At 40.1% G+C, this 15,876-nt stretch carries 18 protein-coding genes; 10 read left to right on the top strand and 8 right to left on the bottom strand.

Annotated features, from left to right (window positions below):
- Positions 1 to 48: 48 nt before the first annotated feature.
- Positions 49 to 435 (bottom strand): outer membrane protein assembly factor BamE, encoded by a 387-nt coding sequence (locus tag CAP51_RS00750; protein WP_087618810.1) that lies wholly within the window; start codon positions 433 to 435, stop codon positions 49 to 51.
- 110 nt (positions 436 to 545) lie between these two features.
- Here CAP51_RS00750 and fur point away from each other — a divergent pair, with 110 nt between their 5' ends.
- From fur to CAP51_RS00735, 3 genes are all read left to right on the top strand, one after another.
- Complete coding sequence (gene fur, locus CAP51_RS00745) at positions 546 to 983, top strand: ferric iron uptake transcriptional regulator (RefSeq protein ID WP_087618809.1); 438 nt, start codon at positions 546 to 548, stop codon at positions 981 to 983.
- A 110-nt stretch (positions 984 to 1,093) separates the two neighbouring features.
- Positions 1,094 to 1,402, top strand: a complete 309-nt coding sequence (locus CAP51_RS00740) for an MGMT family protein (protein WP_087618808.1) — start codon at positions 1,094 to 1,096, stop codon at positions 1,400 to 1,402.
- Between the two features lie 5 nt (positions 1,403 to 1,407).
- Positions 1,408 to 2,175 (top strand): hypothetical protein, encoded by a 768-nt coding sequence (locus tag CAP51_RS00735; protein WP_245809046.1) that lies wholly within the window; start codon positions 1,408 to 1,410, stop codon positions 2,173 to 2,175.
- Between the two features lie 104 nt (positions 2,176 to 2,279).
- Here the strand turns inward: CAP51_RS00735 and greA are convergent, their stop codons facing one another.
- The 3 genes from greA to carA form a co-directional block, all read right to left on the bottom strand.
- Positions 2,280 to 2,756, bottom strand: a complete 477-nt coding sequence (gene greA, locus CAP51_RS00730) for a transcription elongation factor GreA (protein ID WP_087618807.1) — start codon at positions 2,754 to 2,756, stop codon at positions 2,280 to 2,282.
- A 145-nt stretch (positions 2,757 to 2,901) separates the two neighbouring features.
- Positions 2,902 to 6,135 (bottom strand): carbamoyl-phosphate synthase large subunit, encoded by a 3,234-nt coding sequence (gene carB, locus CAP51_RS00725; protein ID WP_087618806.1) that lies wholly within the window; start codon positions 6,133 to 6,135, stop codon positions 2,902 to 2,904.
- A gap of 18 nt (positions 6,136 to 6,153) precedes the next feature.
- Positions 6,154 to 7,293 carry a glutamine-hydrolyzing carbamoyl-phosphate synthase small subunit gene (gene carA / locus CAP51_RS00720; RefSeq protein WP_087618805.1) on the bottom strand — a complete coding sequence of 380 codons (1,140 nt, stop codon included), beginning with the start codon at positions 7,291 to 7,293 and terminating at the stop codon, positions 6,154 to 6,156.
- A 498-nt stretch (positions 7,294 to 7,791) separates the two neighbouring features.
- Here carA and CAP51_RS00715 point away from each other — a divergent pair, with 498 nt between their 5' ends.
- Positions 7,792 to 8,214 (top strand): hypothetical protein, encoded by a 423-nt coding sequence (locus tag CAP51_RS00715; RefSeq protein WP_087618804.1) that lies wholly within the window; start codon positions 7,792 to 7,794, stop codon positions 8,212 to 8,214.
- A gap of 65 nt (positions 8,215 to 8,279) precedes the next feature.
- On the opposite strand, the gene CAP51_RS00710 is transcribed toward CAP51_RS00715, so the two are convergent.
- Both CAP51_RS00710 and yhbY read right to left on the bottom strand, forming a co-directional pair.
- A complete protein-coding gene (locus CAP51_RS00710; RefSeq protein WP_087618803.1) occupies positions 8,280 to 8,816 on the bottom strand; it encodes a DOMON-like domain-containing protein in 537 nt (178 codons plus the stop codon).
- A 10-nt stretch (positions 8,817 to 8,826) separates the two neighbouring features.
- Positions 8,827 to 9,153, bottom strand: coding sequence for a ribosome assembly RNA-binding protein YhbY (gene yhbY / locus CAP51_RS00705; RefSeq protein ID WP_087618802.1), 327 nt, complete (start codon positions 9,151 to 9,153; stop codon positions 8,827 to 8,829).
- Positions 9,154 to 9,347: 194 nt separating this feature from the next.
- Here yhbY and rlmE point away from each other — a divergent pair, with 194 nt between their 5' ends.
- The 5 genes from rlmE (at position 9,348) to CAP51_RS00680 (ending at position 13,887) form a co-directional block, all read left to right on the top strand.
- The gene (gene rlmE, locus CAP51_RS00700; RefSeq protein WP_087618801.1) at positions 9,348 to 10,004 is read left to right on the top strand and encodes a 23S rRNA (uridine(2552)-2'-O)-methyltransferase RlmE; all 657 of its coding nucleotides are present in this window, start codon (positions 9,348 to 9,350) and stop codon (positions 10,002 to 10,004) included.
- A gap of 129 nt (positions 10,005 to 10,133) precedes the next feature.
- Positions 10,134 to 12,038: an ATP-dependent zinc metalloprotease FtsH gene (gene ftsH, locus CAP51_RS00695; RefSeq protein WP_087618800.1), complete on the top strand. Its 1,905-nt coding sequence runs from the start codon at positions 10,134 to 10,136 to the stop codon at positions 12,036 to 12,038.
- A gap of 262 nt (positions 12,039 to 12,300) precedes the next feature.
- Positions 12,301 to 13,152 carry a dihydropteroate synthase gene (gene folP / locus CAP51_RS00690; RefSeq protein ID WP_087618799.1) on the top strand — a complete coding sequence of 284 codons (852 nt, stop codon included), beginning with the start codon at positions 12,301 to 12,303 and terminating at the stop codon, positions 13,150 to 13,152.
- Between the two features lie 77 nt (positions 13,153 to 13,229).
- Positions 13,230 to 13,541, top strand: coding sequence for a DUF5713 family protein (locus CAP51_RS00685; protein WP_087618798.1), 312 nt, complete (start codon positions 13,230 to 13,232; stop codon positions 13,539 to 13,541).
- Between the two features lie 34 nt (positions 13,542 to 13,575).
- Positions 13,576 to 13,887 carry a YqfO family protein gene (locus CAP51_RS00680; RefSeq protein ID WP_087618797.1) on the top strand — a complete coding sequence of 104 codons (312 nt, stop codon included), beginning with the start codon at positions 13,576 to 13,578 and terminating at the stop codon, positions 13,885 to 13,887.
- A gap of 11 nt (positions 13,888 to 13,898) precedes the next feature.
- Here the strand turns inward: CAP51_RS00680 and CAP51_RS00675 are convergent, their stop codons facing one another.
- Positions 13,899 to 14,702 (bottom strand): enoyl-CoA hydratase-related protein, encoded by an 804-nt coding sequence (locus CAP51_RS00675; protein WP_087618796.1) that lies wholly within the window; start codon positions 14,700 to 14,702, stop codon positions 13,899 to 13,901.
- Between the two features lie 95 nt (positions 14,703 to 14,797).
- Between CAP51_RS00675 and CAP51_RS00670 the strand changes: the two genes are divergently transcribed.
- Positions 14,798 to 15,388: a nicotinate-nicotinamide nucleotide adenylyltransferase gene (locus CAP51_RS00670; protein ID WP_245809045.1), complete on the top strand. Its 591-nt coding sequence runs from the start codon at positions 14,798 to 14,800 to the stop codon at positions 15,386 to 15,388.
- Here the strand turns inward: CAP51_RS00670 and CAP51_RS00665 are convergent.
- Complete coding sequence (locus CAP51_RS00665; RefSeq protein WP_087618794.1) at positions 15,385 to 15,858, bottom strand: peroxiredoxin; 474 nt, start codon at positions 15,856 to 15,858, stop codon at positions 15,385 to 15,387. The genes CAP51_RS00670 and CAP51_RS00665 overlap by 4 nt on opposite strands.
- Between the last annotated feature and the right edge of the window lie 18 nt (positions 15,859 to 15,876).

Below are 15,876 nucleotides of genomic sequence, written 5' to 3'. Positions count from 1 at the left end.
GGTTTTTGTTCCTCGTATTTTCATCTCTTCAATATGGAGAATGATGATTTAAAGAGGTGGAGCGGTTAAGATCGCTTCTTTAGAGCCTGGAAGACCTGGTTGGCTTTCTGGAATAGTTTCTAAACCTTCTATTTGCGAAACGACGCCAGATTGGTTAAAGTATATCTTTAAATGTTGACCTTTTGACTCAGGTATTTTTGCTTTTTTGGCGTATGTACCAGGGATATAGTTGTATATATAGTCCCAGCGTAAAGGGTTTAAAGGATCGCTAATCGTTGGACTACCGAGCAAAAAGCGCACTTGTTGTGGTGTCATACCAACTTTGACCTGAGCGGCTTGTGATTGAATAAGAGGCGTTCCCTGCGGAATATCTATTTTATAGACACAGCCAGAAACGAGAAGGGTTAAGAACATGGACAACATAAATTTTTGCATTTTGCTACACTATCCCACAGATTTTTAATGCGCAGAGTTAAAAGTTAGATCATACTTTATCTTATTGTGCTTGCATATGACCACTTAATTTTGTTGAGAGATTTATTTACATGGCGATTACAAATCAAGATTTACGTAAAGCTGGCCTTAAAGTCACCTTACCACGTATTAAGATTTTAGAATTATTGGAAAATTCAAAGCAACACCATTTAAGTGCGGAAGATATTTATAAAACACTCCTAGAACAAGGTGAAGATGTTGGCTTGGCAACGGTTTACCGTGTTTTGACTCAGTTTGAGGCAGCAGGCATTATTCAACGTCATCATTTTGATAATAATCATTCTGTATTTGAAATCATGCAGGAAGATCATCACGATCATCTGGTCTGTCAAAGTTGTAATAAAGTCGTTGAATTTACCAATGATACGATTGAAGAAGAACAACATACCATTGCAGAACAACATGGATTTACTTTAACTGGTCACTCTTTAAATCTGTATGGCTATTGCGATAGTCCGGAATGTCAGGAAGCTTTAAAGAAAAAATAATCTCCAATGTAATGATGTGATTCGATTTAAAAAAGCGTACAAATACAGTACGCTTTTTTTATATAAATTATTTTCAGATTTTAGTTCAGCGTTTATCGGGATATTAAATTTTGCAGAATATTGAACTCGCCCGGCAGATTCTTGCTGTAGTTGATTTGATTCCATATGGACGGGTTGCCAGCTATGGTCAAGTCGCAAGGCTGGCAGGTCTGCCTAGACATGCACGTATGGTTGCCAAAGTGCTACAACACACGGATGATAATAGTGAGATTCCATGGCATAGAGTGGTCAATGCCCAAGGACAAATCCGAACCACTGGTGTTAATGCAAAAGGAGAAAATATTCAAAAATTAATGTTGCTGGAGGAAGGAGTTACGTTTAAAAATAATAGGATAGCGTTAAAATATTTTGAATGGTGATAATAATGCAGAAAAATTTGGCAAAGATAAAAATTATTCCGATGATCCTGGCATTGTCTTCGATGTCTACGATGCAAATTACAATGGCTGCACAGCAGCAAAAAGTGACGGCTTTGCCATTTATTGCTGTCAAAATGACGCAAGATGCCCTACAAAATATTTGTCTCTCTATTCAAATCAACTGTCGTAATGATGCACTGGGTTTATGGCAATTAAAAAATGATCCGACAGCCTATTATCTGATTGATAATACACCGCAAATGATCAAACTACAGAAATTTGATGGACAATATAAAGTACTAGACCATTGGAATTTTAAGGATTATCAGCATTCGAATCAGGCACCTATCCACGATTATGATATGGCACCTGAAGGATTATCAATTTATCCAGCACTTTATCCCTTGAATAAAACAGAGAGGGCAATTGCAATATTAAATCGATATTTTATCGGTTATTCTGGTGGTGGCGCACATGAGAATGTTGCTGATTTTGTTAGACTTGAAGCCAAAGGCAAATATCAAGTGGGATTAAAAGATATTCCATTTTCTTATTCTCAAATGATCCGGGCTTGTTTTAGCGAACAGGAATATAAAACATCGCCGCATTGCCATGATGAAGTGTGGGGCATTTTACAGATTGAGTTTAAGGACATTGGTCAAAAATATTATCAATGGACACTCAATTTTTTAGAATATGATTGGCCTGCATTCGAGCCGGAAAGCCATAAGCAAGTGCAGAAAAGCAAAAAAGTGGTGATACCGTTTCAATAATAATATTTCAGCTAGACTATATTAGATGTGATAAAAAATAAGGTTGATTTGAAAAAATTGATGTCATAAAAAACTTAACCCCTCATATTGAGGGGCTAAATTTTTTACAAATATTCAACTTTAACAACTTCGTATTCAACTTCACCCTGTGGGGTAGTGATTTTTGCATCATCACCTTCGTTTTTGCCTAGCAGACCACGGGCAATAGGGGAGTTCACAGAAATTTTATTAATTCTAAAGTCTGCTTCATCATCACCTACAATTTTATAGGTTTTTTGTTCTTCGGTATCCAGATTTTCAATGGTCACTGTTACACCAAAGACCACTCGGCCATTTTGTTCAAGGTCTTTGACATCGATCACTTGTGCAGCGCCAAGTTTCCCCTCGATATCCTGGATACGACCTTCGCAGAAGCCTTGTTGTTCACGTGCAGCATGATATTCGGCATTTTCTTTCAGATCACCATGTTCACGTGCTTCTGCAATCGCTTGAGTAATACGTGGACGATCTACAGTTTTTAACTGCTGTAATTCTTTTTCCAAAGCTATTTTGCCTTCGGGTGTCATTGGGTAGCGTTGCATAATTTTCCCTCACATCCAGAGAGTTATGATAAATAATACATATAGAATTTGCTAAACATTAAAAATGCTAGGTTCAGCAAGTTTCTTAAGTACCAAAAAAAAACTTCCGCCACCTCCGTAAAGGTGACGGAAGTGTCGAATATGATTAACCTACTGTTTGTAAATCCTGTAAGCGATATACATCCATTGGTAATTTGATTCCTAATGCTTGGCAGACTGCATCAGCACCATTCAATGTCGTGGTGTAATACACTTTGCCTTGTAATGCAGAGCGGCGAATCGAGAACGAGTCTTGCTGTGCTTGTTTACCTTCAGTGGTATTAATAATGAGGTGTATCTCGCCATTTTTCAAGCGGTCAACAATATGAGGGCGACCTTCTGTGACTTTATTTACACGTTCACAGGCGATGCCAGCCTCATTAATCACATCAAACGTACCACCTGTTGCAACCAGTTTGAAGCCATGTTCGACCAGTTGTTTGGCAATTCGTGCAACATGTGGCTTATCCGAATCACGGACTGATAGGAACACATATTTGGTTTCGCCTTCAGTTGGCTTACCAGGTAAGCGATCATTGGAACCCAATACTGCTTTGTAGAAGGCCTCACCGAAAGTTTTACCCACACCCATGACTTCACCAGTTGATTTCATTTCTGGCCCAAGTACAGGGTCTACACCCGGGAACTTGGCAAATGGGAAGACTGCTTCTTTTACCGAGTAGTAAGTTGGGATAATTTCAGTGGTAAAGCCTTGGGATGCCAGCGATTGACCCGCCATACAGCGTGCAGCAACCTTAGCCAGCGATTCACCAATACATTTCGATACGAATGGTACCGTACGAGATGCACGAGGATTCACTTCCAGAATATACACATCATTGCCTTTAACAGCAAACTGGACATTCATAAGGCCAACTACGCCCAATTCTTTTGCCATGGCAACAGTTTGGCGGCGCATTTCATCCTGAATTTCGGCAGACAATGAATAAGGCGGGATAGAACATGCCGAGTCACCAGAGTGAATCCCTGCTTGTTCGATATGCTGCATAATACCGCCAATCACCACATCTTTGCCGTCAGAAACGCAATCGACATCGACTTCGGTTGCATCATCAAGGAAATGATCCAGTAATACTGGTGCTTCATTTGATGCTTGTACCGCTTCACGCAGATAACGTTTCAGCTCTTCTTCGTTATAGACGATTTCCATCGCACGACCACCTAAAACATAGGAAGGACGTACAACCAGTGGGAAGCCCACTTTTGCTGCTTCGGCAATGCCTTCTTCAGCAGATTTAACAATACTGTTACTTGGCTGACGCAGACCGAGTTTCTGAATCATTTGCTGGAAGCGTTCACGATCTTCAGCACGGTCAATCGCATCAGGAGAGGTCCCGATAATTGGTGCACCAGCTTCTTCTAAGGCACGTGCCAGTTTCAATGGTGTTTGACCACCATATTGCACGATGATACCTTTTGGTTTTTCGGTACGGACGATTTCCAGTACATCTTCGAGTGTAATTGGCTCGAAATACAAACGGTCTGAGGTATCATAATCGGTTGATACTGTTTCTGGGTTACAGTTGACCATGATGGTTTCATAACCATCATCACGCATCGCCAGTGCAGCATGCACACAACAGTAATCAAACTCGATACCTTGACCAATACGGTTTGGTCCACCACCAATCACCATGATTTTTTCACGATTTGATGGATTGGCTTCACATTCTTCGTCATAAGTCGAATACATATAGGCTGTGCTAGACGCAAATTCTGCTGCACAAGTATCGACACGTTTGTAGACAGGATAAACACCCAGATTCCAGCGTTGTTTGCGGAACTGCTTTTGTGAAATTCCCATCAAATCTGCAATACGAAGATCAGACAAACCTTTGCGTTTAAAACTGCGAATATTTTCGGCAGTAAGATCACCAAAGCCTAATGTTTTGATTTCTGCTTCAGTTTTGACAATATCTTCAATCTGAATCAGGAACCAGCGGTCAATTTTGGTGGCTTCAAATACATCGTCCAGACTAAAACCATGACGGAATGCATCAGCAACGTACCAGATCCGTTCTGGACCGGGAACTTTTAGCTCAACTTTGATTTTATCTTTGATATTTTCAACATCATCGGTAATTTTTTCATCAAAACCACTCACGCCAACTTCCAGACCGCGTAAGGCTTTTTGTACCGATTCTTGGAAATTACGGCCAATCGCCATGACTTCACCGACAGATTTCATCTGTGTGGTGAGCACGGGTTCGGCTTGTGGGAATTTCTCAAAGTTAAAGCGAGGAATTTTGGTGACCACATAGTCGATAGATGGTTCAAATGATGCTGGTGTAATACCACCTGTGATGTCATTTTTTAATTCATCAAGGGTATAACCTACAGCAAGTTTTGCCGCAACTTTTGCAATCGGGAAACCTGTGGCTTTAGAGGCGAGGGCAGAGGAACGAGAAACACGAGGGTTCATCTCGATTACCACCATACGTCCATCTTTCGGGTTGATCCCGAATTGTACGTTAGAACCACCAGTTTCCACACCGATTTCACGCAATACTGCAATCGATGCATTCCGCATGATTTGATATTCTTTATCGGTCAGAGTTTGAGCTGGTGCAACGGTAATTGAGTCGCCAGTATGGACACCCATTGGATCAAAGTTTTCAATGGCACAGACGATGATACAGTTGTCTTTTTTGTCACGGACAACTTCCATCTCGTATTCTTTCCAGCCAATCAATGATTCATCGATCAATAATTGATGGGTTGGAGAAAGGTCAAAGCCACGCTCACAAATTTCCAGAAATTCTTCGCGGTTATAAGCGATACCACCACCAGAACCACCCATGGTAAATGATGGGCGGATAATCACAGGGAAACCGAAACCTGCCTGAATTGCTAAGGCTTCTTCCATAGTTTCTGCGATGGCAGCTTTTGGACATTCCAGTCCGATTTTACGCATTGCCTGATCGAATAATTTACGGTCTTCGGCTTTTTCGATGGCATCTTTGCTTGCGCCGATCAATTCCACGCCATATTGTGCCAATACACCATGTTCATCAAGGGCAAGCGCACAGTTAAGTGCGGTTTGTCCACCCATGGTTGGCAAAACTGCATCGGGACGTTCTTTTTCAATGATCTGTGCAACTGTTTGCCAAGTGATTGGCTCAATGTAGGTTGCATCAGCCATGGCAGGATCGGTCATGATGGTTGCTGGGTTAGAGTTAACCAAAATGACACGATAGCCTTCTTCACGAAGGGCTTTACAGGCTTGTGCGCCAGAATAGTCAAACTCACAGGCTTGACCAATCACAATTGGACCAGCACCAATAATTAAGATGCTTTTAATATCCGTACGTTTAGGCATGATTTACTCGCTCTTGAATTACTGTTTTGCTGCTTCAATCAGTTCGATAAAGTGATCGAACAATGGGGCACAATCGTGCGGACCTGGGCTGGCTTCGGGATGACCCTGAAAGCTAAAAGCAGGTTTGTCGGTACGATGAATGCCCTGATTTGTCCCGTCAAATAGGGAACGATGAGTGACTTTTAAAGTCGCAGGCAAGGTGCTTTCATCAACGGCAAAACCATGGTTTTGTGATGTGATCATTACCGTACCATCTTCAATGTTTTGAACCGGATGGTTGGCACCATGATGCCCGTGACCCATCTTAAGTGTCTTGGCACCAGAAGCAAGTGCCAGAATCTGATGACCCAGACAAATACCGAATACAGGCAGAGTCGTTGTTTCAATCAATGTTTTTACCGCTGCAATAGCATAATCACATGCTGCTGGATCGCCTGGACCATTGGACAGGAATACGCCATCTGGATTGAGTGCCAGAACCTTTTCGATTGGTGTTTGAGCCGGTACCACAGTTAATTTACAGCTGCGATCTGCAAGCATACGCAAGATGTTGGTTTTGACACCATAGTCGTACGCTACTACATGGTATTTAAGCTCAGGTTTGCTAAAACCCTGACCTAATTGCCATGAACCTTCTGTCCATTCAAAACCTTCTGGATCACAGCATTCTTTGGCAAGGTCTAGACCATTTAAGCCACCGAATGCGCGTGCTTTGGCAAGGGCTTCTTCTTCCGAAATATTTTCACCAGCCAGAATACAGCCGTTTTGTGCACCTTTATCACGTAAAATACGGGTTAATTTACGTGTATCAATATCGGCAATGGCAACCACGTTATGTTGTTTTAAATAGTCACCTAAAGATTGTGTTGCACGGAAATTGCTGTGTAAAAGGGGTAAGTCACGAATAATCAGACCATTTGCCCAGACTTTATGAATACGGACAGACTCAGTATCTTCTTCATTGCAACCAGTGTTGCCAATATGTGGATAAGTCAATGTCACAAGTTGTTGTGCATAACTTGGATCAGTTAAAATTTCTTGATAGCCTGTCATGGCAGTATTAAAAACGACTTCACCAGTGGTGAATCCCATTGCACCGATAGACGTTCCTTTAAAGATCGTTCCATCAGCAAGGGCTAAAATGGCGGGGGTGCTCAAACCAAAGCTCCTGAATTTTAAGCTGTAAAAAAGCGAGAAGACTAAAAAAAAGAAGGAAACGTGTGTACGTCCACCTTTGGTCTACTCGCTTGTAACTTAAAAACGTATTGTACGCATGAAGTAGTGAAAAGTCCATTTAAAAATAGCTAAAACTTGGTGGAATATAGTTTATGAAAATACAGCATAAAATAATCAGATAAAGTGTAGAAGTGGCTGATCGTTATTTGCGTTTTGGGATTTAAGCTGCTTAAAAATAAAGTGTCCTATTCTATATAGATAGCATTGGAGGTTGTACATAATTTAAACATTATTTTCGATATTCGACCACCTTATCAAACAATAGAAACTGTATGGTTTTTTTTACACCAAAAGTATTTTGCTGCTATTCATCGGAAAGTTTCCTCAAACATAAATTGTCAGACAATTCTTATCACTGTTTAATTCAAAACATAGTTAAATAATGATCAATTAAAATCCATTGATAGAAGGACTTTTATCATGACAGAACATACGCCAAAACCTCAAGAACCCGTGACAGCAGAAAAAGTTACAGCAGAAACACAGAAAGCGGAAACTGCTGAACAAACAACAAAACAGGATTTTGCAGAACTTGTTCAAGCACAAATTATCGAGTTAAAACAGGATTTTCTAAATAGAATTGAATCAATCAAGGCGCAGTTTCCGCTTTCTCAGGCAGATTTGCTGGAACTCAAAGATGTGGTGAAAGAAGAGTTTTCAACTGTAATAGAAGATGTGAATCAGGTCTCCAAAGAAATTAAGCAGGAAATAAGCGATATTTCTGCAAAACATAAGGAACAACTGGCAGAAATCTTTAAACGTTCAAAACAGCATACGGTGGAAGCCTTAAATAAAATTAACCTATCACAACCAAAGGAAAAGAGTGATCAGACTGAATCCTGATCAGCGATATAAAGTAAGAAAAAGAACAGGCAAATTTAGATTGGCATGTTCTTTTTTTATGTCTTTTAAAGTTGATGTAGCCAGTCTCTTTTATTATGAAAATCTGCTTGGCGACCACTGTGTTGCATGGCAAACAAATGTTGTTGCTTGGCAGTAAGGATAACCGCTGATAATCCTAAAAAGATATCCCGACTTTTGAGTTGCTGCTGATATAAGAAAGGATTGATATCCAGAGTGGCTGTCATGCCAAACTTGGTTCGTTGCAGATCAACCAGTTCTATATCATTGGCAGTTTGAGGGGGCATACTTTCAGGATAACGATATTCTTCAAATTGATAGGCTTGCCATGCATTTGAGGAGGAAAGGTTAATTTCCCGATAGATATCCTGATCTTTCACGCCAATAAAAAGTTCAAAACAGGTTTTTTCCCAGAGATAGTCCCGACGGGGGAAACCTGCCACTTTATCATCCCAGATAATCAGCTGGTTGGGATCATTGACCCAAAACCCGACCTGAATGATGCCTGTACCGGGTGTTTCTATGGCACCAATCAACTGTATATCATGTGTTGGTTCAAAAGAAATTAAATCGAAAGTTGCCATAATTAACCAATCAGGAATTGATTAAATGTGCGTAGCGCACAAGATTGGAAAGTTTCTGATTTTGTTGCGGTGCTTTTTTATAAAGCAATACAATTTTACCAATTTGTTGGACGTTCTGTGCCTGAGTACGTTCAATTAATTCGGCAATGAGTTGATTGCGTAACTCACGATCTTCTCCGCCAATTTTTACCTTGATCAGTTCATGGTCATTTAAGGCGCGCAAGGTTTCTTCGATGACATTATCTGTCAAACCATGGTTACCAATCATGACTACAGGTTGTAAAGAGTGACCAATTTGACGTAAACGCTTACGTTCTTGAATTTTTAATGCAGACATCATTGCAAACCACTTATAAAAACGCTTTATTCTAATCTTTTTTTTATGATAAAACTAATCAATCAGATGATTTTATTTTATATTAGAGTTTTCTTTTAAAGAAATTCAGCTTTAAAGCGACAATCACTTACTGCAATTGGATTTTTTTTCACGTACAATGTTCAATGTTTTATCGATTTCTTCAATGAACTATCATGGCAACCAAAATTACCAATCAAAAATTATCCAAAAGTAGTCGAGCCTGGATGCGTGAGTATTTAGATGACCCTTTTGTAAAAAAAGCTCAAAAAGAAGGTTATCGTGCTAGAGCTGCATATAAGTTACTAGAAATTCAGGATAAATATAAGCTGATCAAACCCGGTATGACTGTGGTTGACTTGGGCGCTGCACCGGGTAGCTGGTCTCAGATCGCAGGTAAACTGGTTGGAAATAAAGGGCTGGTGATTGCCTCAGATATTTTGGAAATGGATGCTTTGCCTGATGTGACCTTTTTACAGGGTGATTTTCGTGAGCAGGAAGTTTTCGAAAAATTGTTAAATATTTTAAATGGACGCACGGTAGACCTTGTAATTTCCGATATGGCACCCAATACATCAGGTAATAGGGCTGTCGATCAACCACGACAAATTTATTTATGTGAGCTGGCACTGGATTTTGCACAAAAAGTACTGGGTTCACATGGACAAATGGTGGTGAAAGTGTTTCAGGGAACTGGATTTGATGAGTTCCGTAAACAGATGGTAGACAGTTTTGATGTTTTGAAAACTGCAAAACCTGAGGCTTCTCGTGCCAGATCAAAAGAGGTATTTTTGATTGGACAGGGACGGAAAAAAGCGTTACAAGCTCAGTAGCAAATTGTCTATTTATAGACATGCTTATGAGCTGTAAAGCTGTTAGAATTTGTGTTTAGCATTTTGGTTAGGTAGAGTTTTCAGTTTGAAATCACATCTACTCAGTTTAATAAATATGGGAATAATGCTTTGAGCGATATCTTCAAGAATGCCGTATTGTGGCTGATTATCATCGGTGTTCTGATACTAGTCTTTAGTAATTTCAGCGGCCAGAATAAGACTGATACCTTAAATTACTCTCAATTCGTGACGGCTGTTGAAGCGAAACAGATCAAACAGGTCACAATTGATGGCGAACGTATAACTGGTACCAAAGCGAATGGCACTGAGTTCGAAACGATTCGTCCAGATGTTTTTGATCCACAATTTGTACCAAACTTGTTGCAAAATGGTGTGGAAGTTCAAGGAACTGCACCACATCGCCAAGGCTTATTGATGCAATTGTTAATTGCCAGTTTTCCAGTATTACTGATCATTCTGCTGTTTATGTTCTTTATGCGGAACATGGGTGGCGGTGCCGGTGGTAAAGGCGGACCAATGAGCTTTGGTAAGTCTAAAGCCAAAATGTTATCTGAAGATCAAATTAAAGTGACATTTACCGATGTTGCAGGATGTGATGAAGCCAAACAGGAAGTGGTTGAGATCGTTGATTTCCTCAAAGATCCTGCCAAATTTAAACGTCTGGGTGCATCTATTCCAAAAGGCGTATTGATGGTAGGGCCTCCTGGTACAGGTAAAACCTTATTAGCAAAAGCCATTGCCGGTGAAGCAAAAGTTCCTTTCTTTAGTATTTCCGGTTCTGACTTTGTCGAGATGTTTGTCGGTGTGGGTGCTTCCCGTGTTCGTGACATGTTCGAGCAGGCAAAACGTCATGCGCCTTGTATCATTTTTATTGATGAGATTGATGCGGTAGGTCGTCATCGTGGTTCTGGTACAGGTGGTGGTCATGATGAACGTGAACAGACCTTGAACCAGATGTTGGTAGAAATGGACGGTTTTGAAGGCAATGAAGGGATCATCGTCATTGCAGCAACCAACCGTGTTGATGTACTGGATAAAGCATTGTTGCGTCCGGGACGTTTTGACCGTCAAGTGATGGTCGGTCTGCCTGACATTAAAGGTCGTGAACAGATTTTGAATGTCCACCTGAAAAAATTGCCGTCTGTAACAGGTGTTGATGTTCCTGTTCTGGCACGAGGTACACCGGGCTTTTCTGGTGCACAGCTTGCCAATCTTGTCAACGAGGCAGCATTGTTTGCAGCTCGTCGTAATAAAAATACCGTCGATATGCATGACTTTGAAGATGCAAAAGACAAGATCTATATGGGACCAGAACGTAAATCCATGGTGATTCGTGACGAAGAGCGTCGTGCGACGGCTTATCATGAATCTGGCCATGCGATTGTTGCAGAAATTCTTCCTGGTACAGATCCAGTACATAAGGTCACTATCATGCCACGTGGTTGGGCATTGGGTGTGACTTGGCAATTACCGGAACAGGATGCGATCAGTAATTACAAGAGCAAAATGCTCAATGAAATCTCGATTCTGTTTGGTGGTCGTATTGCTGAAGAAGTCTTTATTAATCAGCAATCGACTGGTGCTTCCAACGATTTTGAACGTGCAACTAAAATGGCACGTGCAATGGTTACCAAATACGGTATGTCGGATAAACTGGGTGTGATGGTTTATGAAGACGAGAATACACAGGGCTTCTTTGGTAATGTCGGTAATCGTACGATTTCCGAAGCAACCCAACAACAAGTCGATAGTGAAATCCGTCGTATTTTGGATGAGCAATATAAGGTTGCCCGTGACATCATTGAATCACATAAAGATGTTGCACATGCGATGGTAAAAGCCTTGATGGAATGGGAAACCATTGATCGCGATCAGATTCGTGACATCATGGAAGGTCGTGATCCGCAGCCACCAAAAGTCTATGTTTCGGATAATCCGGTGCCTTTGGCTGAGGTCAGTATTTCAACTGATCCAACCACCCCGCCACCATTGCCGTCTTTACCTAAAGCTTAAGATTGCAGAAACCACCTTCGGGTGGTTTTATTTTGTAAATTTGAAAACTTCGAAGTGTAAATAACTCACAATAAATCGAATTGCTAGATAAAAAGATATGCCTACAAAAAAGCTGAGTATAAGCTCTAGCTATTGTTGAAGTTTAGTCGGATAAAGGACCCAGTAACCGATAATTAGCAGATGAATAACTTTTATAAATTGTACGCTTGTAAATACAAAAAATGAGTACAATAGCATTGTATCATTTAGGATTTTTAATATTATGCATTTAATCCCATTGCCATCAAAAGTTTTAGATTGTGGAAAACAACAATTGGATTTATCCGTACCACATATTATGGGAATACTAAATGTCACACCGGATTCTTTCAGTGATGGTGGATTGTATTTCGATAAAGCTCAGGCCATAGAATATGCTTTAAGCATGATTGACGATGGTGCAAGCATTATTGATATTGGTGGGGAGTCAACCCGCCCACATGCTGCTGTCGTGTCGATTGAGGAGGAATTACAGCGTGTAGTGCCAGTTGTAGAGGCACTGGCGAAACATGATGTTATTTTGTCGATTGACACTAGTCAGCCGGAGGTGATGAATGCAGCTGTACAGGCGGGTGCTCATATCTGGAATGATGTTCGGGCATTAAAACGTCCCCAGGCTTTAGAAACCGCAGCGGCACTGAATATTCCTGTGGTGTTGATGCATATGCGTGGTGAACCAGATACCATGAATGATTTGGCAAATTATGATCATGTCACTTTGGAAGTAAAGCACGAATTGCTGGAACGCGTTGAACAGGCATTGGCAGTGGGTATTCAAACCAAAAATATTATCATTGATCCCGGATTTGGTTTTGCCAAAAATGCCAGCCAAAATTTAACATTATTACGCGAATTATGGCAGCTTAATGAGTTGGGCTATCCGATTTTATCAGCACTATCGCGTAAACGCTTTATTGGTGAAGTATTAGATGGTGCAGCACCCATGGATCGCGATATTGCGAGTGTTGCAGGACATCTATTTTCAATTCAACAAGGCGCATCAATTGTTCGTACCCATAATGTTAAAGCTACAGCAGATGCGATTAAAATGTGGCAAGCAATACAAACCATCTAAATTAACAAAGACATACTCAATTAGAAAATTGAGAGAATGACAAATGATGATGACCAAAATGTTGAGGTGAAAAATAAATGAATGATGATCTATTGTTGCCAATGTATGAAGATGATTATTATGCGGATGATTTGGTTGATCAAATCAAAGCTGTACTTATCGATTTTTCTCAGCGTGTACAGAAAACAGCTAAGCCAGAAGATATTTACATATTTGCCAATGAGGTAGTACAAAAGATCAATCGCTTAAAACCTGTATTTGAAGAACGGGAATGTGCTATTGATGATATTGCTGCCGATTATATTGCCGAAGCGATGCTGATGATTGTTCAGGATTCTGGATATTTTGATTTTGACATACAGGAATTGATGGCATACAAGGAATTTTAATGCATTGTATTTTGAATGCTTGAGATAGAGGCTTATGCTAAAACTGATTTACTATGTGCCAGAATCGCATCTGGAGGCCACCAAAACCGCGATCTTTCAAGCGGGTGCAGGCGGTATTGGCGATTATTGCGAATGTGCATGGCAAGTGAAAGGGATTGGACAATTTAAACCGATGAATCAGGCAACACCGTTTATTGGTGAAGTCGGAAAACTGGAATGCGTGGAAGAATGGCGAGTAGAAACGATTGTGCATGAACACGATGCATTTGCTGTAAAACAAGCTCTTCAACATAGTCATCCTTATGAAGAGCCTGCTTTTGAATTTATTCAAATAATCGACATTTAATTATTTCAATGTTAATTGAATTGAGAAAAATCAGGTTTACGTTTTTCTTTAAATGCAGTCAGTGCTTCCAGCATTTCTGGTGATTGTACCCGTTTCATAAAAATTCTGGCTTCATAATCAATCCATTCTACAATCTCATCAAGATTGGCTTTCATTAATGCTTTTGCTTGTTTAAGCGATGCTAAAGGAAGCTGTGCAAGATGTTGCGCTGTTTGTTCTGCTTGTAAATAGGAATCTTCACTAATTTGTGAAATTAATCGCGCCTGTAATGCTGTTTGTGCATCAAATTTACGGGCAGAAAATAATAAATCTGCTGCCAGTAAATAACCTGCCTGTTGCTGCAATAATTTGCTTGAGCAACCTTCAGGGGATAAGCCTAGGCTGGTAAATGGGAACTGGAAAATACTTTTTTTATCAGCATAAACAAAGTCGGCATGTAAAAGTAAAGTTGCACCAATACCAATTGCAACACCTTTTACCGCAATAATCAGTGGTTTGGAGAATTTGGCTGCAGCTTGTAACAGTAAAAATGAGGGATGAAGCGTATCACTGGTAATCACTTGAGTATTGTTGATGTTTTTGGCAAAGTCCTGCATGTCATTACCGGCACTAAAATCTGCATTGGCGCCACGTAAAATGACACTTCTTACTTCGTTTGCAGCATCAGCCTGATATAATGCCTGCTCGATTGCAAGGTATAATTCACCATATATTGCATTTTTGGCTTCAGGGCGATCAATTGCTAGAGTTAAAACGCCATTTTGTAATTGGGCCTGAAGATGGGGAATCTGAGTATTTAAACAATCTAAGCTCATTTTTTCTATCCAAGAGGAAATATCATGGGTTTAAGGTGAATATAGTTTTAGCAAAGTTTGGGAAAACTGTACAGTTCACACAAATGGATGAGCTTATGTTAGGCACACAAAAAAAATTTGATTATCTCGTGTTTATTGGGCGTTTTCAGCCTTTTCACTTTGCCCATAAGGAAGTGATTGATATTGCATTTGGCATGAGTGAAAACGTTATTCTGGTTTTAGGCTCTGCACAAAATGAACGTACCATTAAAAATCCATTTTCTATTGCGGAACGTGAACAGATGATTCTGGGGAATTTTAATTCTGAGGTGCAACAGCATTTATTTTTTGTTCCGATTATTGATTTATATAATGATAAAAAATGGGTAAAGGCAGTGACAGATGGGGTTGCGGCGGTGACAGGAGAGGGGCACAAAGTTGGTTTGATTGGCCATTTTAAGGATGAAAGTTCGTATTATTTGAGATTATTTCCAGAATGGGAATTGGTAGAACTGGATAATCTAAAAAATGCCTTATCGGCAACTCCATTACGGGAGAAATATTATCAAGGTGAGATTGATCGCGAACATTTTCCTGAGAACGTACAGCAATTCTTACAACAATTTAAAAACAGTGAATGGTATCCAAAGCTACAACAATATTATTTAAAACAGGATTTGTCCGTTGTGAATCAACAAGAAGCCTAAGCTTCTTGTTGTTGTAAATTTTTAATTTCTGCCAAAACGATTTCGGCATGACCAGCAGCTTTTACTTTACGGAAACTTTTAATGAGTTTGCCTTGATGGAAAATAAAAGTAGAGCGTTCTATGCCCATTACTTTTTTCCCATACATATTTTTCTCTTTAATCACATCAAAATGTTGACAGAGTTTTTCGTCAGCATCACTGATCAAAGTGAAATTAATGCCTTGTTTCTCGATAAAACGCTCATGACTTTTAAGGGAATCACGCGATATGCCTACAACTTGGATATCCAGTGCCTTAAACGCATCATTAAACTGTGTAAACTCATTGGCTTGTGTGGTACAGCCCGGCGTTGAATCCTTGGGATAAAAATAAAGCACAAGCCAATTCTGTTTGAGCTGACTTAGATTGATGTCGCCTTGTGTCGAAGGCACACTAAAATCAGGTAAGCGAATATCTTCTTGTGTATCCATTATAATTTTATCCCAGTC

The sequence above is a fragment of the Acinetobacter populi genome (assembly GCF_002174125.1).
Taxonomy (GTDB): domain Bacteria; phylum Pseudomonadota; class Gammaproteobacteria; order Pseudomonadales; family Moraxellaceae; genus Acinetobacter; species Acinetobacter populi.
Note: the sequence above shows the minus strand (reverse complement) of the source record. Positions and strands in the feature narration are given on the sequence as shown.

Coding starts and splice junctions, on each gene's coding strand:
- fur (WP_087618809.1), top strand. CDS start 546: ATGGCGATTACAAATCAAGATTTACGTAAAGCTGGCCTTAAAGTCACC.
- CAP51_RS00680 (WP_087618797.1), top strand. CDS start 13,576: ATGCTAAAACTGATTTACTATGTGCCAGAATCGCATCTGGAGGCCACC.
- CAP51_RS00715 (WP_087618804.1), top strand. CDS start 7,792: ATGACAGAACATACGCCAAAACCTCAAGAACCCGTGACAGCAGAAAAA.
- CAP51_RS00670 (WP_245809045.1), top strand. CDS start 14,798: ATGTTAGGCACACAAAAAAAATTTGATTATCTCGTGTTTATTGGGCGT.
- CAP51_RS00750 (WP_087618810.1), bottom strand. CDS start 435: ATGCAAAAATTTATGTTGTCCATGTTCTTAACCCTTCTCGTTTCTGGC.
- CAP51_RS00675 (WP_087618796.1), bottom strand. CDS start 14,702: ATGAGCTTAGATTGTTTAAATACTCAGATTCCCCATCTTCAGGCCCAA.
- CAP51_RS00735 (WP_245809046.1), top strand. CDS start 1,408: ATGCAGAAAAATTTGGCAAAGATAAAAATTATTCCGATGATCCTGGCA.
- CAP51_RS00685 (WP_087618798.1), top strand. CDS start 13,230: ATGAATGATGATCTATTGTTGCCAATGTATGAAGATGATTATTATGCG.
- greA (WP_087618807.1), bottom strand. CDS start 2,756: ATGCAACGCTACCCAATGACACCCGAAGGCAAAATAGCTTTGGAAAAA.
- folP (WP_087618799.1), top strand. CDS start 12,301: ATGCATTTAATCCCATTGCCATCAAAAGTTTTAGATTGTGGAAAACAA.
- CAP51_RS00665 (WP_087618794.1), bottom strand. CDS start 15,858: ATGGATACACAAGAAGATATTCGCTTACCTGATTTTAGTGTGCCTTCG.
- rlmE (WP_087618801.1), top strand. CDS start 9,348: ATGGCAACCAAAATTACCAATCAAAAATTATCCAAAAGTAGTCGAGCC.
- CAP51_RS00710 (WP_087618803.1), bottom strand. CDS start 8,816: ATGGCAACTTTCGATTTAATTTCTTTTGAACCAACACATGATATACAG.
- yhbY (WP_087618802.1), bottom strand. CDS start 9,153: ATGTCTGCATTAAAAATTCAAGAACGTAAGCGTTTACGTCAAATTGGT.
- carB (WP_087618806.1), bottom strand. CDS start 6,135: ATGCCTAAACGTACGGATATTAAAAGCATCTTAATTATTGGTGCTGGT.